Here is a 15,772-nt window from a genome sequence, read left to right on the forward strand (position 1 = left end):
CAGACCGTACGGTCTGGCGGCTTTTTTTGTTGCCCGACGCGAGCGGCGGGCGGCTACACCTGCAGCGCGGCCGCGTAGCGCGGCGCCTCCGCGCCCAGCACCAGGTGCAGCAGGTTGCCCGGCAGCGGCATCACCCCGGCGGCGCCCAGCGCGCTCAGCTGCGCGCTGTCGATGCGGCTGGCGTCGGCCAGCTCCACCCGCAGCCGGCTGCCGGCCACCAGCGCCACCGCCTTGACGTTGGCCGCACCGCCCAGCGCCGCCAGCCACTGCGCGCGGTCGATGTCGTCAGCCGCTGGCACACCGCTCGCCAGCGCGCTGCGGATCTCGTCGGCGACGATTTCCGCCTCCGGCCCCAGCACCACCTGCACGCTGCCGGCGGCCGGGCGGATCAGCCCGCGCGAGCCCAGCGCCTTCAGCGCCGCCTCGTCCACCCGCTCGTTGCGGCCCACCTGCAGGCGCAGGCGCGTGGTGCAGGCATCCACCGACTTCAGGTTGCCGGCGCCACCCAGCGCGGCGATGAAGCCCGCGGCGCGCGCGCTGCCCTTGCGGCCAACGTTGGCCGCAATTGGGGTGCTGCCGGCCGCCTCGCGCCCCAGCGTCATCAGGTTGTACTTGCGGATGAAGAAGCTGAACACACCGTAGTAGACGGCGAAGTAGGCCACGCCCACCGGCAGCATCAGCAGCGGGTTCTGCCCCTTGCCCGCCGACAGCGCGTAGTCGAACAGGCCGGCGGAGAAGGTGAAGCCGAGGCGGATGTCCAGCGCGTGCATCAGCGCCATCGACAGCCCGGTCAGCAGCGCGTGGATCGCGTACAGCAGCGGCGCCAGGAACATGAAGGCGAACTCCACCGGCTCGGTAACGCCGGTGAGCATGGCGGTCAGCGCCATCGACAGCAGGATGCCGCCGACCGCAGCCTTGTTTTCCGGCCGCGCGGCGCGGTACATCGCCAGGCAGGCCGCCGGCAGGCCGAACATCATCACCGGGAAGAAACCGGCCATGAATTGCCCGGCGCCCGGATCGCCGGCGAAGAAGCGGTTGAGGTCGCCGGTGGCCACCTTGCCGGCAATCGTCGGGTCGGGGAAGCTGCCGAACACGAACCACACCAGCGAATTGAGGATGTGGTGCAGGCCGGTGACGATCAGCAGGCGGTTGAGCACGCCGTAGATGAACAGCCCGATCTCGCCGGCGTTGATCAGCCAGTGGCCGACGCTGTCGATGCCGTGCTGCACCGGCGGCCACACCTGGCCCAGCACCACGCCGGCCAGCAGCATGGCAAAGCCGGTGGCGATCGGCACGAAGCGCTTGCCGCCGAAGAAGGCGAGATAGGACGGCAGCGCGATGTCCTTGTAGCGGTTGTACAAGAGGCCGGCGCTGATGCCGGCGGTGATGCCGGCCAGCACGCCCATATTGATCTTGGCGTCGATCACCTTCAGCACCGCGGTCAGCACCAGGTAGCCGATGGCACCGGCGAGGCCCGCGGTGCCGTTGTTGTCCCGCGCGAAACCGACCGCCACGCCGATGGCGAACAGCAGCGCCAGGTTGCCGAAGATGGCGTCGCCGGCCTGCGCCATCACCGCGATGTCCAGCAGGTCGGGCTGCCCCAGCCGCAACAGCAGGCCGGCCACCGGCAGCACCGCGATCGGCAGCATCAGCGCGCGACCCAGCTGCTGGATACCGGCAAATTTGCTCGTAGTATTCACTGTGTTCTCCTCTGCCTCGTTTATGGATCAGTCGTGGCGGCGAGGCCCGCCACGCTGTGTCGTGTTCAGCGCTGGCCGGTATCCGCCAGCTGCAGCAGCGCGCGCACCGCCTGCGGCGAGCTTTGCTGCAGCAGCGCCTGCGCCTGTTCGCGGCACTGCGCCAGCTGCAGCTGGCGGACGCAGGCCTTCACCTCCGGCACCAGCGCCGGGCTCACCGACAGCTCGGTGACGCCGAGGCCCAGCAGTACCGGCACCGCCGCCAGATCCGACGCCATCGCGCCGCAGACGCCGACCCAGCGCCCGTGCTGGCGGGCGCCGCGTACGGTGAGCTCAATCAGGCGCAGCACCGCCGGGTGCAGCGGGTCCAGCCGCGCCGCCAGCGCCGGGCTGCAGCGGTCCATCGCCAGCGTGTACTGCGTCAGGTCGTTGGTGCCGATGGACAGGAAGTCGGCGTGGGCAGCCAGCTGCTCGGCCAGCAGCGCGGCGGACGGCACCTCGATCATCACCCCCAGCTGCGGCCGCTCGCTCAGCCCCATCTCGCGCGCCAGCTCGTCGATGCGCGCGCGCACCTGCTGCAGCTCGGACAGGTCGGTGATCATCGGCAGCAGGATGCGCAGCCGCGACAGCGGCGTGAGCGACAGCAGCGCGCGCAGCTGGCTGTCCAGCACCGCCGGCATCGCCAGCCCGGTGCGGATGCCGCGCAGGCCCAGCGCCGGGTTGTCCTCCGGTGGCAGCGGCAGGTAGGGCACCTCCTTGTCGCCGCCGGCGTCGAGGGTGCGGATGATGGCCGTGCGGCCATCCAGCGCGTCCAGCACCGCCTGGCAGGCGGCGCGCTGCTCGGCTTCGTCCGGGGCGTCGCTGCGGTGGGCAAACAGGAATTCGGTGCGCAGCAGGCCGACGCCGTCGGCACCGTGGCGCACCGCCTCGGCGGCCTCGGCCGCGTTGACGATGTTGGCGGCGACCTCGATGGCGACACCGTCCAGCGTGTGCGCCGGGGCGGCCGCGTGCCGGCGCAGGCTGTCGCGCCGCGCCTCGCGCCCGGCGATCTGCTGCCGCGCGGCGGCAAGGTTGGCCGCAGTCGGCGCCGGATCGAGCCAGCCCTCGCTGGCGTCCAGGCACACCGTGCTGCCGGCGGCCAGCGCCAGCACCGCGTCGCCGGCGGCGACCAGCGACGGGATCGCCAGCGCGCGGCACAGGATGGCGACGTGGTTGCTGGCGCCGCCACGGGCCAGCACCAGCGCGGCGAGGCGTTCGCGCGGCAGCTGCGTCAGCTGCGACGGCGTCAGGTCGTCGGCGACCACCACCGCCTGCGGCGGCAGCTCGGCCAGCTCCGGCGCCGCGCCCAGCAGCGCGTCTATGACGCGACGCTCGAGATCCTTCAGGTCGGCGACGCGCTCGGCCAGCAGCGCATTGTCCAGCGCCAGCAACACCTCGCCCTGCTGCCGGATGGCGCGGCGGTAGGCCAACGCCGCGCTGCAACCGTCGTGCACGAAATGCTCCGCCGCCTGCTGCAGCTCTGGGTCGTCCAGCAGGGCCAGATGGGCGCCGAAGATCTCGCTCTCGGCGTGCGCGCCGCGCGCCGCGGCCTGCGCCACCTCCTGTGCCACCGCCTGCTGCACCTGGGCCAGCGCCCGCGCCAGCGCCGCCAGCTCCGCCTCGACGCCGTGGCCGCGCTCGTCGAGCACCCGCTCCTGCTGCGCCAGCAGCACCACGGTGCCGACCGCCATCCCCGGTGCGGCGCAGACGCCGCCGAGCTTGCCGTCGCTGCGGGCCGCCGGTGCGGTCACCACTGCAGCTACCGGCGCGTGACCGGCCGCGGTGGCGGTCTGAAGCGCGGCCAGCATCGCCGCCAGCGCCTCCGCCGCCTGCGCGCCGCCGGCGTGCACGGTGACGCGGTCGTCCTCGCCGACGCCCAGCGCCATCAGCGCGGTGACGCTGCGGGCGTTGGCGCGCTGGCCGTTGAATTCGATGTCCAGCTGCGCGTCGAAACGGCGCGCGATGCCCTGCAGCAAGGCGCTGGGGCGCGCGTGCAGGCCGCCCTCGTGCGCCACCCGCGCGCTGTCGCTGCAGGCCGGCGCGGTGCTGGCGGTCGGCGCCGGCGCTTCACCTGCGCAGTTCGCGCGGATGGTCAGCAGGCCGGCGGCGCCGGCCTGCACCGGGCCGCTGGCGCTGTCGGACAGCGTCATCGCGTCGCCGTTGCTGACCACGATCACGGTCAGCAGCGACGGCGCGCGGCGGGCGATGGCGTCGATGTCGAACTCGATCAAGGGTTGGCCGCAAGCCACCTGCGCGCCCGTGGCCACCAGCGGCGTGAAGCCGGCGCCACACAGCTTCACGGTGTCGATGCCGATGTGCAGCAGCACCTCGGCGCCGTTGGCCGCGCGCAGGGTCAGCGCGTGGCCGGTGGCGGACAGCTGGATCACCTCGCCGGCGCACGGCGCCAGCAGCGTGGACGACAGCGGCTCGATGGCGAGGCCGGCGCCCATCATGCCGCCGGCAAACACCGGGTCCGGCACGGCAGACAGGGGGAGCGCAAGGCCGCTCAACGGCGCGGCCAGCGTGATGGTTGCGGACATGGGATGCCTCCGTTCTCTGTGTGTTGCGGGTGCGGCTTTCCCCAGCCGTACGCGCAGTCGTGCTTGTGTGTGTTGTTCTTGTGAGTGTTGTTGCGGCGTGGTGCTGCCGCCGGCAGCGACGCCTTACAGCGTGCAGGTCACCTTGTTCAGGTGGCGCGGTTCATCCGGGTTCAGCCCGCGCGCCTCGGACAGGCGCGCCGCCATCAGGTAGAAGCTCTGGATCGCCAGTAGCGGGTCCAGCGCTTCGTCACCGGCCACGGCCAGGCTCAGGTCGCGGCTGGCCACGTCCGCCGGCGCCGCCAGCAGCACACGGGCGCCACGGCCGCGCATCTCCTCGGCCAGGGCGATCAGGCCGGCCTGTTCCGGGCCGCGCGGCGCGAAGATCAGCAGCGGGTAGCCGTCGTCGATCAGCGCCATCGGGCCATGCTTGATCTCGGCGCCGGAGAAGGCCTCCGCCTGGATGGCGCAGGTCTCCTTGAATTTCAGTGCCGCCTCCAGCGCCACGGCGAAGCCCAGGCCACGGCCCACCACCATGATGCGTTCGGCGTTCTTCAGCACGTCGATGGCCGGCGACCAGTCCTGGCGGGTGGCTTCCAGCAGTGCCTGCGGCAGAGTTTCCAGCGCCGCCAGCAGGCCGGCGTCGCGCTGCCAGTGCGCCACCAGGCGGGCGACGGCGGACAGCGAGGCGATATAGCTCTTGGTGGCGGCCACGCTCTTCTCGGCGCCGGCGCACAGCGGCAGCGACCACTCGCAGGCGGCGGCCAGCGGCGAATCCGGCTGGTTCACCAGCGCTACGGTACGGGCGCCGGCTTTGGACAGCGCCGCCATGGTGTCCACCAGGTCCGGGCTGCGGCCGGACTGAGACAGCGCCACCGCCAGCTGGCCACGCACCGCCAGCGGCGCGTGGTGCAGGGTGATCAGCGACATCGGCAGCGATACCACCGGGGTGCCGGTGCGCTGCATCGCCAGGTAGGCGAAATAGTTGGCCGCATGGTCCGAGCTGCCACGGGCCACGGTCAGCGCCAGCTGCGGCTGTGCCTTGGCCAGTTCGCGCCCCAGCAGCGCCAGCCCTTCGTCGGCGTACATGTGTTGGGCGGCTACCGCTTCGGCGGCAAACAGGGCTTCATCAAGCATCAGGCTCAAGGCACTCTCCTTCTACGTACACGTGTTGCACAAACAGGTCGGAATCCATCACCACGATGTCAGCCCAGGCACCGGTTTCCAGACGGCCACGGTCGGCCACGCCCAGGTAATCGGCCGGGTACAGCGACAAGCGGTTGCTGGCCTGCGCCAGCGGCAGGCCGATCTGCACCAGGTTGCGCAGCGCCTGATCCATGGTCAGGGTGCTGCCGGCCAGGGTGCCGTCGGCCAGGCGTACGCCACCCATGCATTTGGTCACGGTGTGGGAGCCGAGCTTGTATTCGCCGTCCGGCATGCCGGCGGCGGCGGTGGAATCGGTTACGCAGTAGAGGCGCGGAATGGCGCGCAGCGCGGCGTGCATCGCCCCCGGGTGCACGTGCAGCAGGTCGGGGATCAGCTCGGCGTATTCGGCGTGCGCCAGCGCGGCGCCCACCATGCCCGGCTCGCGGTGGTGCAGCGCGGTCATGGCGTTGAACAGGTGGGTGAAGCCGCTGGCGCCTTCCTGCAGCGCAGCCACGCCTTCTTCGTAACTGCCCAAGGTGTGGCCCAGCTGCACGCGGATGCCGTCTTCGCTCAGGCGGCGGATCACCTCGTGGTGGCCGGCGATCTCCGGCGCCAGCGTCAGCACCTTCAGCGGCGCCAGGCTGCGGTAGTAGTCGATCTCGTCCATCACCGCCGCCACGGCGTCGTCCGGCTGGGCGCCGAGCTTGCCGGGGTTGATGTAGGGGCCTTCCAGATGCACGCCGAGGATGCGGGCGCAGCCGCTGGCGCGCTCGCCCGCCAGCTGGCCCAGCGCCATCAGCACGCGGGAGAGTTCGGCGCGCGGCGCGGTCATGGTGGTGGCCAGCAGCGAAGTGGTGCCGAAGCAGGCGTGGGTGCGGGCTACATGGTTGGCCGCAAGGCCCGCTTCCATGATGTCCACCCCGCCACCGCCGTGTACGTGCAGGTCGATGAAACCGGGCAGCAGGTAGCGTGCCGGCTCGCCCGCGCCGGCCAGGCGGCCGTCAATGGCGGCGATGCGGCCGTTGTCGTCCAGATGCAGCTCGCCATCCAGCCAGCCGGCGGTGGTCAGCATGCGTCCCTGCAGTACCCGTGTGTTCATCGTCTCAGCTCTGCCACAAAGTCGTAGTAATCGTTGCGACACCAGGTGTCGGTCAGTTCTATCGCCACGTTGTCGGCGGTGTAGCCGATACGCGTCATCAACAACATCGCCTCGCCCTGCTTGATGCCGGCGCTGGCGGCAATGTCCGGTCCGGCGTTCACCGCGCGAATGTGCTGCAGCGCGCGCACCACCGGGTGGCCGGCGGCATCCAGAAAGGCATACAGCGAGCTGCCCACCGCCTGCGGGTCCGGCAGGTAGGCCAGCGGCAGCGTGCTCTGCTCGATGGCCATCACCACGCCGTCCGCCAGCCGCTGGCGCTTGAGCCGCACCACCTGCGCGGTGGGCGACAGCCCCAGCTTGATCACCTCGTCGTGCGTGGGCGTGGCGATGCTGCGCTCCAGCCATACCGACGACGGTTCAAACCCCTTCTGCTTCAGCATCTCGGTGAAGCTGGTCAGCCGCGACAGCGGTTGCTCCAGCCGCGGGGTGATGAAGGTGCCGGAACCATGGCGGCGGCGAATCAGCCCCTGCTCCAGCAGCACGTCCAGCGCCTTGCGGGCGGTAACGCGCGAGATGCCCAGCTCGTCGGAAAAAGTGCGTTCTGACGGCAGCGCCTCGTCGGCCAGCCACCAGCCGGCGTTGATGGCGTCGGCCAGCTTGCGGGCGAACTGCAGGTACAACGGCGTGCTCTGCGCCTCGTCCGGTTTCAGTGCCTGCCAGCGTTCATCCATGGCGAAATCCTCAAGTGGTCTTGGAAAGGCATCAGTTTACGTGCTGGCTGCTTGCCGTCCCAACCGCTGTGTTGCCGCAAAATTAATACCACTGCCTAACCACGTCAATACCAGTTGTAGACCAGTTGCAATGATTGGCAAGGTTGCAACGCAGCATTCAGGACGTGGAAAAGCACAGAAAAATGCCGGGCCGCGCCAGTGCTGGCGCTGCGGGGCATTGGGGGAGCGAGGCAACTGGTATTAATCAGGTATCAAAAATGCAACACCGGGGGCGCGAGGGAAGGACTTGCGGCCAAGGTTGGCCGCACGCCCACAAGAAAAAACCGCCCATCCGGGCGGTTCGATCGGCAGGGAACGCGCGCTAGCGCGGCGCCTTCTTCCAGCCGATCAGCCCCACCCCGGCCAGGATGATGGTCATCGACAGCATCTCGGCCGCGCCGATGTGCTCGTTCAGCAGCCACACCCCCAGCAGCACCGCGATCACCGGGTTCACGTAGGCGTAGCTGGTGGCGGCGGCGGCGCTGACGTGCTGCAGCAGGAACATGTAGGCGGTGTAGGCGATCAGCGAGCCGAAGACCGCCAGGTACAGCATGGCCAGCCAGCCGGACAGCGGCGGCATCGCGACCAGCTGTTCGCCGCTGGCAAGGCTGCCCAAGAGCAGCGCGACGCCGCCGCTGAGCATCATCATCGCGCTGGACATCAGGCCCTTGGGCTGGGTCAGGTGCTTGCTCCACGCCGAGCCCAGCGCCCAGCCGGCGGAGGCGAACAGCAGCGCGGCGGCGCCGGCCGGCGACGCCCGCAGGTTGGCACCCAGGTTCAGCACCACGATGCCGGCGATGCCCAGCAGCACGCCGGCCAGCTCCATCTTGCGCGGGACGTGGCCGAACAGGCGCGCGAACAGGATGGCGAACAGCGGCACGGTGGCCACCACCAGCGCCGCCACCCCGGACGACACCTCCTTTTGCGCCAGCGTCACGAAGCCGTTGCCGATCGCCGGCATCAGGATGCCCAGGATGGCGGCGCCCTTGAGCTCCGCCAGCGTGGGGTTGGCCGCACCGCGCCAGCGCAGGAAGCCGTACATCAGCGTGCCGGCCAGCACGAAGCGCACCCCGGCCATCAGGAACGGCGGCCACGAGTCCACCCCGATGCGGATGGCGAAGTAGGTGGAGCCCCAGATCAGGTACAGGGCGAGGAAGGCGGCGAGCAGTTTCAGCTGGTGCGAAGTCAGGTTCATGGCGGTCTACCGGTTGGGCCGCCAACGATGCCTTTCGCATCGCGGCAGCACAAGAGGCAAATGCCGAAAAGCCTGTTCTCGCCCGCGGCACGGCCTTGATTCTCAACACTATTGTCATAATTCGGAACAAACTGTTGCAACTATGCCAAGCAAGGCTGCGGCAAAGTTGACGCAGGACAAGCGCCCGTCCGCCCGCCGCTTGCCAGGGCCGGCACCGCCGTATAGTGGCGCCGATCCATTTGGCAAAAGACACACAATGAACTCATCCCAACGGCAATCCGGGGGGCGGGAAATCCAGCTGGCCCCCGACGACCTGATCATCACCAAGACCGATCCTTCCGGCCACATCAGCTACGCCAACCGCACCTTCATGCGCATCGCCGGCTACGCCGAGCACGAGCTGCTGGGCAAGCCGCACAACCTGATCCGCCACCCCGACATGCCGCGCGGCGTGTACCGCCTGCTGTGGCAGACGCTGCAGGCGGGACAGGAATTCTTCGGCCTGGTGAAAAACTACACCGCGCAGGGCGACTACTACTGGGTGTTCGCCAACATCACCCCCGACTACACCGCGCAGCGCAAGCTGGCCGGCTACTACTCGGTGCGGCGCCAGCCGACCCGCGCCGGCATCGCCGCGGTCACCCCGCTGTACCAGCAGATGTGCGCGATCGAGGCGCAGGCCGGCAAGGCGGCGGCACCGGACGCGTCGATGCAGTGGCTGCTGGCGCAACTGGCCGAAAAACAGCTGAGCTACCAGCAGTTCGTGCTGACGCTGGAACAAGCGGGGGCCACGGCATGAAACCACGTCGCAAATGGCCGCCGCTGCTGCGCGCGCAGATGGGCTACTGGCTGATCGCCTCCAACCTGCTGACCCTGGCCTACGTGGCCGCCAGCTTCTTCCTCGACGATACGCTGCGCCTGGCGCTGGGCGCGCTGCTGGTCGTCGGCGGCAGCGCGCTGGCGCTGTACCTGTGGGTTGCCAGCGGCCGCATCTTCCGCCTGCTGGACACCCTGCACCTGCAGCTGGGCCTCGCCTGCAAGGGCGAACTGCACCACCGCGCCACCGACACCCGCAACCTCGGCGAGGTCGGGCTGGTGGCGTGGGAGCTGAACGACTTCCTCGACCAGATCGAGACCTACTTCAAGGAGGTCAACACCTGCTTCGCCCGCGTCAGCGCCGGCGACTACAGCCGCCGCCCGCTGAGCAAGGGCCTGCCCGGGGTGCTGTCCAGCTCGCTGCAGGCGATGGACACCGCCATCCAGGCGATGCAGGACAACGACAGCTTCGTGCGCCGCAACCGGCTGTCGTCGCAGCTGGCGGCGCTGAGCAACCCGCACCTGCGCAGCAACCTCGCCAGCAGCCAGCAGGACCTCGGCGCCATCAGCGCGGCGATGGCCGACGTTGGCCGCATCACCCGCGACACCGCCAGCGGCGCGCGCGACAGCCTGCACAGCGCCGAGCAGCTGTCCACCCAGCTGGACACCATCGTCGGCAGCGTCGGCAGCATGAACGAGGCCAGCAGCGCGCTGGCCGGCGAATGGCAGGGCATCGAAAGCTCGCTGGCGGCCATCTCCGACATCGCCGACCAGACCAACCTGCTGGCGCTGAACGCGGCGATCGAGGCCGCGCGCGCCGGCGAATCCGGCCGCGGCTTCGCCGTGGTCGCCGACGAGGTGCGCAAGCTGGCCGAGCGCAGCAAGGACACCGCCAACCGCGTGCAGCACATCCTCGCCACCCTCTCCAGCCGCATCGGCCACATGCAGGCGCGCGCCGGCGAGGCCGGCAGCGTCGCCGGCCACGTCAAGGAATCGGTGGAGTCGTTCCGCCAGCGCTTCGCCAGCCTCGCCGGCCAGTCCGACCAGGTGCTGGCGCAGGTGCTTTGCGTGCGCAACAAGTCGCACCTGTCGCTGCAGAAGATCGGCCACGTGATGTACAAGCAGCAGGCCTACAACGCGCTGGAAGAAGGCAAGGCGCTAGGCGAGCACCACGACGGCCTCGACCTCGCGGCGCTGGACAGCGGCACGCAGCAGGCCGAGCTGCAGCGGCTGGCGGAGCAGATCCGCCGCCACGGCGCCAGCGCCACCGGTGCCGCGGCCAGCGGCGGCGCGCTGGAAGAGGCGCGCATCGTCGCCGACATGCGCGAACTGGAACGGCACAGCGACGCGCTGCTGGCGCTGTTCGACCGCCTCGCCGACAGCCCCGCCACCGACAACCCGCCGGCCGGCAAGCGTTGAATGGCTGCGGCCAACGTTGGCCGCAGCGTCACAGCCCGCCGTGGGTGAGCTTGGCCGGGTCCAGCAGCCGCGCCAGCTCGTCGCGGTCGATGCCGGTCTGCTCGGCGGCGACATCGATGATGGCGCGGCCCTCGCGGTAGGCCTGCTTGGCGATCTCGGCGGCGCGGGCGTAGCCGATCACCGGATTCAACGCGGTGACCAGGATGGGGTTGCGCGCCAGCGCCTGCTGCAGCCGCGCCTCGTTGACGCTGAAACCGGCGATGGCCCGGTCCGCCAGCAGCCGCGACGCGTTGGCCAGCAGCGCGATGCTGGTCAGCAGGTTGCTGGCGATCAGCGGCAGCATCACGTTGAGCTCGAAATTGCCGGACTGCCCCGCCACCGCCACCGCCGCGTCCAGCCCGATCACCTGCGCCGCCACCATGCACACCGCCTCCGGGATCACCGGATTGACCTTGCCCGGCATGATGGACGAGCCCGGCTGCAGCGCCTCCAGCTCGATCTCGCCCAGCCCAGCCAGCGGCCCGGAATTCATCCAGCGCAGGTCGTTGGCGATCTTCATCAGCGACACCGCGGTGGTGCGCAGCTGGCCGGACAGCGCCACCGCGGTATCCTGCGCCCCCATCGCCGCGAAATAGTCCGGCGCCGGCACGAACGCCAGCCCGGTCAGCGCCTGCAGTTCGGCGCAGAAACGCGCGGCGAAGCGCGGGTCGGCGTTGATGCCGGTGCCGACCGCGGTGCCGCCCTGCGCCAGCTGCAGCAGGCCGGGGCGCAGCTGCTGCAGGCGGTCAACGTTGGCCGCAACCTGCTGCGCCCAGCCGTTCAGGCTCTGGCCTAGGCGCACCGGCATCGCGTCCATCAGGTGGGTGCGGCCGGTCTTCACGTGGTGGTCGACCTGCAGCGCCTTGGCCTGCGTGGTCTGCTGCAGGTGCTGCAAGGCCGGCAGCAGCTGCTCGCGCAGCGCCAGCGCCGCCGCGATGTGGATGGCGCTGGGGATGGTGTCGTTGCTGCTCTGCGCGCAGTTGACGTGGTCGTTGGCGCTCACCGCCGTCCCCAGCGCGCGGCTGGCGAGGGTGGCGATCACCTCGTTGGCGTTCATGTTGCTGCTGGTGCCGGAGCCGGTCTGGTACACGTCCAGCGGAAAGTGCGTCATCAGCGCCGCGTCGTCCAGCAGCTGGCGGCAGGCGGCGGCGATGGCGTCGCCCTGTTCCGCCGTCAGCTGCCCCAGCGCGACATTGGCGCGCGCCGCCGCCAGCTTGGCCAGCAGCAGCGCGCGGATGAAGTCCTCCGGCAGGCGCTGGCCGCTTACCGGAAAATTCTGCACCGCGCGCTGGGTCTGCGCGCCGTAGAGGGCGTCGGCCGGCACCGCCAGCTCGCCCATGCTGTCCCGTTCCATCCGCATTGCGTCCATCGTCGTTCTCCTGCCCATGACCTGCGACCGCCTGCCGCTTGCTTCACTGTAGACCCTGTGCGCCGCCGCGCTGCGGCCATGAAAAAAGCCGACGCGGGGCGTCGGCTTCGGTACAGGGTGGCGCAAGGCTCAGCGCGCGGCCAGCCGTTGCAGGATGTTGGAGAACTCTTCCATGAAGGAGTCGAAACGGCCGGCGAGGCGGTCGACGTCGGCGGCGAAGCGGTTGTAGGCCACTACCGCCGGGATCGCCGCGAACAGGCCGATGGCGGTGGCGATCAGCGCCTCGGCGATGCCCGGCGCCACCGTGGCCAGCGTGGCCTGGCCGGCGTTACCCAGGCCGATGAAGGCGTGCATGATGCCCCACACCGTGCCGAACAGGCCGATGTAGGGGCTGACCGAGCCGACGGTGGCGAGGAAGCTGTTGTGGTGGTCCAGCGCGTCCAGCTCGCGCTGCGCGGCGGCGCGCATCGCGCGGCGGGCACCGTCCAGCTGCTCGGAATTGTCGACGCCGCCCTGGCGCCGCAGCTTGATGAACTCGGCAAAACCGGCCTGGAACAGCTTCTCCACCCCGGCGGAGCGGTGATGCTGGCGGGTGTCCTCGTACAGGCGGTTGAGGTCGATGCCGCTCCAGAACTGCTGCTCGAAGTCCTGGGTGGCGAGGCGGGCGCGGCGCAGTACCGCCAGCTTGTTGAAGATGATGCCCCACGACAGCAGGGACAGCACCACCAGTCCCGCCATCACCAGCTGCACCGGCAGGCTGGCGTGGAGGATAAGACCAATGACCGAAAGTTCTTGCACGATGGCTCCTGGGTTGGCGGTCAGCGCAGCACGCGACCGGTATCGAGATCGATGATGGTGGAGGGCTTGCGCCGCTTGCCGATGCGGCCCTGCAGCGTCAGCACGCGCGCGCCGAAGGCCTGGCGGCAGCCGCGCGCCGTCTTCAGCGAGCGCTGGCCGGCGCGGTTGGCCGAGGTGGACACGATGGCGTGGCCCAGCGCCAGGCACAGCGCCGCCGCCTCGCCGTGGGCGGTGACGCGCACCGCGATCTTGTCGTGGCGGCCGCGCAGCAGCGCCGGCACCCGCGGCGCGGCCGGCAGCAGAAAGGTGTACGGCCCCGGCCAGTAGCGGTTGACGACGGCCAGCTGCGCCGGCGTCAGCGGCCGGATCAGCGGCCGCAGCTGCTCAAGGTTGGCCGCAATCACGATCAGGCCCTTGTGGTTGGGGCGTGCCTTGATCGCCAGCAGGCGGCGGATGGCGCGCACGTCGAACGGATCGCAGCCCAGCCCGAAGCAGGACTCGGTGGCGTAGGCGATCACGCCACCCTGTTGCAGGTGGCCGCGCGCGGCACGCTGTTGCCCGTGGCGGGGCAGACGGGGAAATGGACGGTTCACGTAGTGGCAGGTCGCAAGGTCATGACCGGACAGACCGCGCGCGGCAGCGCGGGTTCCGTTCAGTCGTTCAGGTAACGGGCGTTGATTCTAGCCACTGTGCCGTCTTTGTGCATCCCTCGCAGGTGCTCGTTGAGCAGGCGCACCGTGCCGTCCGCCATCATCTGGTTGCAGGCGAGGTAGAGAAAGGTGGTGTTGAAGGTCAGCAGCGGGCGCAGCCTGGCGGCCTTCTCGCGCGCCACCAGCGCGGCGCCGAGGTACTTGCCGGTCGCCCACAGGTCGATGCGGCCGGCGAGCAGCTTGCGCAGGTTCTGCACGTCGTTGGACGCCAGGTCGACCTCGAAGCCGCGGCTGATCAGGTACTGCGCCACCGCGTCGCCGGAATAGCCGCCCAGCCGGTAGCGCCGCGCCGCCTCCAGATTGCTCAGCTCCTGCGGCCCGTCGTCGCGGCCGTACAGCACCCACGGGTTTTCCACCACCGGGCCGATCCACTTCAGCTGGTGCTCGCGCTGCTCGCTGCGGGTGGTGGAGTACACGCAGGTGTTCGGCTCCAGCACCGCGCTGTTGTAGGCGCGCACCCACGGCAGCAGCTCGATGCGGTAGCCGATGCCGGCGCGGCGCAGGATCTCGCGCACGATGTCGCTGGACAGGCCGCCGATCCGGCCGTCCGCCAGCTGCATGTTGAACGGCGGGTAGTCCTCGGTCAGCAGCCGCAGCTGCAGCGGTTCGGCGGCGTGCACGGGCAGCGCCAGGCAGCACAGCAGGCCGACACGACGCAGGAAATTCATGGCACGCCCTTTCTTGCCAACGCTTACTGCAGTGTAGACCGCGCGCGCGGCGTGCCGCCGCCCGCTTTGGCGTGGCGGCGGCCATGAAAAACGGCACCCGAAGGTGCCGTTGCCTGCCTGCCGTCCGCCTTACTTGGCGCGGTTCAGCGCGCGGTTGCCGATGTCGCGGCGCAGCTGCTTGCCGGCGAACTGGATCTGGTCGGCGACCGCGTACGCCTTCTGCTGTGCCACGCGCACGCTGTCGCCGAGGCCGACCACGCACAGCACGCGGCCGCCGCTGGTGACCAGCTGGCCGGCGTCGTCGAGGCTGCTGCCGGCGTGGAAGGTGATGGTGTCGTCGGTGGCGGCCGGGATGGCGCTGATCACGTCACCCTTGCGCGGCGCGTCCGGGTAGCCGGCGGCGGCCAGCACCACGCCCATTGCCACACGGCGGTCCCACTCCGCTTCCACCTTGTCGAGGGTGCCGTTGATGCCGGCCTCCAGCAGCACGGTGAAGTCGGACTTCAGGCGCGCCATGATGGGCTGCGTTTCCGGGTCGCCGAAGCGGCAGTTGAACTCGATGGTGTACGGGTTGCCCTGCTTGTCGATCATCAGCCCGGCGTACAGGAAGCCGGTGTAGCTGTGGCCGTCGGCCTTCATGCCGCGCACCGTCGGCAGGATGATGTCGCGCATCGCGCGATGGTGCACTTCCGGCGTCACCACCGGTGCCGGGCTGTAGGCGCCCATGCCGCCGGTGTTGGGGCCCTTGTCGCCGTCGAGCAGGCGCTTGTGGTCCTGGCTGGTGGCCATCGCCAGCACGTTGTCGCCGTCGACCATCACGATGAAGCTGGCTTCCTCGCCTTCGAGGAAGTCCTCGATCACCACGCGCGAGCCGGCGTCACCCATCTTGTTGCCCAGCAGCATGTCGTCGATGGCGGCGTGCGCCTCGTCCAGCGTCATCGCCACCACCACGCCCTTGCCGGCGGCCAGGCCGTCGGCCTTGATCACGATCGGCGCACCCTTGCGGGCAACGTAGTCGTGGGCGGCAGCGGCGTCGCTGAAGGTTTCGTAGCCGGCGGTCGGGATGCCGTGGCGCTTCATGAACGCCTTGGCGAAGTCCTTGGAGCTTTCCAGCTGCGCGCAGTACTGCGTCGGACCGAAGATCTTCAGCCCGGCGGCGCGGAAGGCGTCGACCACGCCGGCGGCCAGCGGCGCTTCCGGGCCGACCACGGTCAGTTCGATCTGCTCGTTCCTTACAAACTCGATCAGCTCGGGAATGGCGCTGATCGCGACATTGCTCAGGTGCGGATCGAGCGCGGTACCGGCGTTACCCGGCGCCACGAATACCTTGGACACGCGCGGCGATTGCGCCACGCGCCAGGCCAGCGCGTGTTCGCGGCCGCCGGAACCGATAACGAGTACTTTCATGACTCAGCTTCCTTGAGGTCGGGTCTGCCACGGTTGGCCGCAGGCTGCGGCCAACCTTTGCAA

13 protein-coding genes are annotated in these 15,772 nt (G+C 69.9%); 2 read left to right on the plus strand and 11 right to left on the minus strand.

All coding sequences use genetic code 11. The features are described from left to right. Nucleotides 1-53: 53 nt before the first annotated feature. From nagE to yedA, 6 genes are all read right to left on the minus strand, one after another. Nucleotides 54-1,700, minus strand: a complete 1,647-nt coding sequence (gene nagE, locus IE100_RS14685) for an N-acetylglucosamine-specific PTS transporter subunit IIBC (protein ID WP_189375152.1) — start codon at nucleotides 1,698-1,700, stop codon at nucleotides 54-56. Between the two features lie 65 nt (nucleotides 1,701-1,765). Further along, nucleotides 1,766-4,276, minus strand: a complete 2,511-nt coding sequence (gene ptsP / locus IE100_RS14690; RefSeq protein ID WP_189375154.1) for a phosphoenolpyruvate--protein phosphotransferase — start codon at nucleotides 4,274-4,276, stop codon at nucleotides 1,766-1,768. Between the two features lie 123 nt (nucleotides 4,277-4,399). Next, nucleotides 4,400-5,410 (minus strand): SIS domain-containing protein, encoded by a 1,011-nt coding sequence (locus IE100_RS14695; RefSeq protein ID WP_189375296.1) that lies wholly within the window; start codon nucleotides 5,408-5,410, stop codon nucleotides 4,400-4,402. After that, nucleotides 5,403-6,518: an N-acetylglucosamine-6-phosphate deacetylase gene (gene nagA, locus IE100_RS14700; protein ID WP_189375156.1), complete on the minus strand. Its 1,116-nt coding sequence runs from the start codon at nucleotides 6,516-6,518 to the stop codon at nucleotides 5,403-5,405. Before nagA ends, IE100_RS14695 begins: the two co-directional genes overlap by 8 nt. Beyond that, nucleotides 6,515-7,249, minus strand: coding sequence for a GntR family transcriptional regulator (locus tag IE100_RS14705; protein WP_189375157.1), 735 nt, complete (start codon nucleotides 7,247-7,249; stop codon nucleotides 6,515-6,517). Before IE100_RS14705 ends, nagA begins: the two co-directional genes overlap by 4 nt. A 361-nt stretch (nucleotides 7,250-7,610) precedes the next feature. Next, nucleotides 7,611-8,483, minus strand: coding sequence for a drug/metabolite exporter YedA (yedA, locus tag IE100_RS14710; RefSeq protein WP_189375159.1), 873 nt, complete (start codon nucleotides 8,481-8,483; stop codon nucleotides 7,611-7,613). Between the two features lie 256 nt (nucleotides 8,484-8,739). Between yedA and IE100_RS14715 the strand changes: the two genes are divergently transcribed. Together IE100_RS14715 and IE100_RS16565 are read left to right on the plus strand one after the other, a co-directional pair. Then, on the plus strand, nucleotides 8,740-9,282 hold the full coding sequence (locus IE100_RS14715) for a PAS domain-containing protein (RefSeq protein ID WP_189375161.1): 543 nt from the start codon (nucleotides 8,740-8,742) through the stop codon (nucleotides 9,280-9,282). Further along, nucleotides 9,279-10,718 (plus strand): methyl-accepting chemotaxis protein, encoded by a 1,440-nt coding sequence (locus tag IE100_RS16565; RefSeq protein ID WP_189375163.1) that lies wholly within the window; start codon nucleotides 9,279-9,281, stop codon nucleotides 10,716-10,718. Before IE100_RS14715 ends, IE100_RS16565 begins: the two co-directional genes overlap by 4 nt. 28 nt (nucleotides 10,719-10,746) lie before the next feature. On the opposite strand, the gene IE100_RS14725 is transcribed toward IE100_RS16565, so the two are convergent. The 5 genes from IE100_RS14725 to purD all read right to left on the minus strand — a co-directional run bounded on the left by IE100_RS14725 (nucleotide 10,747) and on the right by purD (nucleotide 15,709). Then, the gene (locus IE100_RS14725; protein ID WP_189375165.1) at nucleotides 10,747-12,126 is read right to left on the minus strand and encodes a class II fumarate hydratase; all 1,380 of its coding nucleotides are present in this window, start codon (nucleotides 12,124-12,126) and stop codon (nucleotides 10,747-10,749) included. A 129-nt stretch (nucleotides 12,127-12,255) separates the two neighbouring features. Beyond that, nucleotides 12,256-12,924 carry a protein TolQ gene (gene tolQ, locus IE100_RS14730; RefSeq protein ID WP_189375167.1) on the minus strand — a complete coding sequence of 223 codons (669 nt, stop codon included), beginning with the start codon at nucleotides 12,922-12,924 and terminating at the stop codon, nucleotides 12,256-12,258. A gap of 20 nt (nucleotides 12,925-12,944) precedes the next feature. Continuing rightward, a complete protein-coding gene (tsaC, locus tag IE100_RS14735; protein ID WP_189375169.1) occupies nucleotides 12,945-13,517 on the minus strand; it encodes an L-threonylcarbamoyladenylate synthase type 1 TsaC in 573 nt (190 codons plus the stop codon). Nucleotides 13,518-13,576: 59 nt separating this feature from the next. Further along, the gene (locus IE100_RS14740; protein WP_189375171.1) at nucleotides 13,577-14,302 is read right to left on the minus strand and encodes a substrate-binding periplasmic protein; all 726 of its coding nucleotides are present in this window, start codon (nucleotides 14,300-14,302) and stop codon (nucleotides 13,577-13,579) included. A 129-nt stretch (nucleotides 14,303-14,431) separates the two neighbouring features. After that, on the minus strand, nucleotides 14,432-15,709 hold the full coding sequence (gene purD, locus IE100_RS14745; RefSeq protein WP_189375173.1) for a phosphoribosylamine--glycine ligase: 1,278 nt from the start codon (nucleotides 15,707-15,709) through the stop codon (nucleotides 14,432-14,434). Nucleotides 15,710-15,772: the final 63 nt, after the last annotated feature.

This window comes from Vogesella alkaliphila (assembly GCF_014652475.1).
Taxonomy (GTDB): Bacteria; Pseudomonadota; Gammaproteobacteria; order Burkholderiales; family Chromobacteriaceae; genus Vogesella; species Vogesella alkaliphila.

Excerpts from the sequence above, each read along its gene's own strand:
- IE100_RS14695 (WP_189375296.1), bottom strand. The coding sequence starts at position 5,410 with ATGCTTGATGAAGCCCTGTTTGCCGCCGAAGCGGTAGCCGCCCAACAC.
- ptsP (WP_189375154.1), bottom strand. The coding sequence starts at position 4,276 with ATGTCCGCAACCATCACGCTGGCCGCGCCGTTGAGCGGCCTTGCGCTC.
- IE100_RS14725 (WP_189375165.1), bottom strand. The coding sequence starts at position 12,126 with ATGGACGCAATGCGGATGGAACGGGACAGCATGGGCGAGCTGGCGGTG.
- IE100_RS14715 (WP_189375161.1), top strand. The coding sequence starts at position 8,740 with ATGAACTCATCCCAACGGCAATCCGGGGGGCGGGAAATCCAGCTGGCC.
- purD (WP_189375173.1), bottom strand. The coding sequence starts at position 15,709 with ATGAAAGTACTCGTTATCGGTTCCGGCGGCCGCGAACACGCGCTGGCC.
- IE100_RS16565 (WP_189375163.1), top strand. The coding sequence starts at position 9,279 with ATGAAACCACGTCGCAAATGGCCGCCGCTGCTGCGCGCGCAGATGGGC.
- IE100_RS14740 (WP_189375171.1), bottom strand. The coding sequence starts at position 14,302 with ATGAATTTCCTGCGTCGTGTCGGCCTGCTGTGCTGCCTGGCGCTGCCC.
- nagA (WP_189375156.1), bottom strand. The coding sequence starts at position 6,518 with ATGAACACACGGGTACTGCAGGGACGCATGCTGACCACCGCCGGCTGG.
- yedA (WP_189375159.1), bottom strand. The coding sequence starts at position 8,483 with ATGAACCTGACTTCGCACCAGCTGAAACTGCTCGCCGCCTTCCTCGCC.
- IE100_RS14705 (WP_189375157.1), bottom strand. The coding sequence starts at position 7,249 with ATGGATGAACGCTGGCAGGCACTGAAACCGGACGAGGCGCAGAGCACG.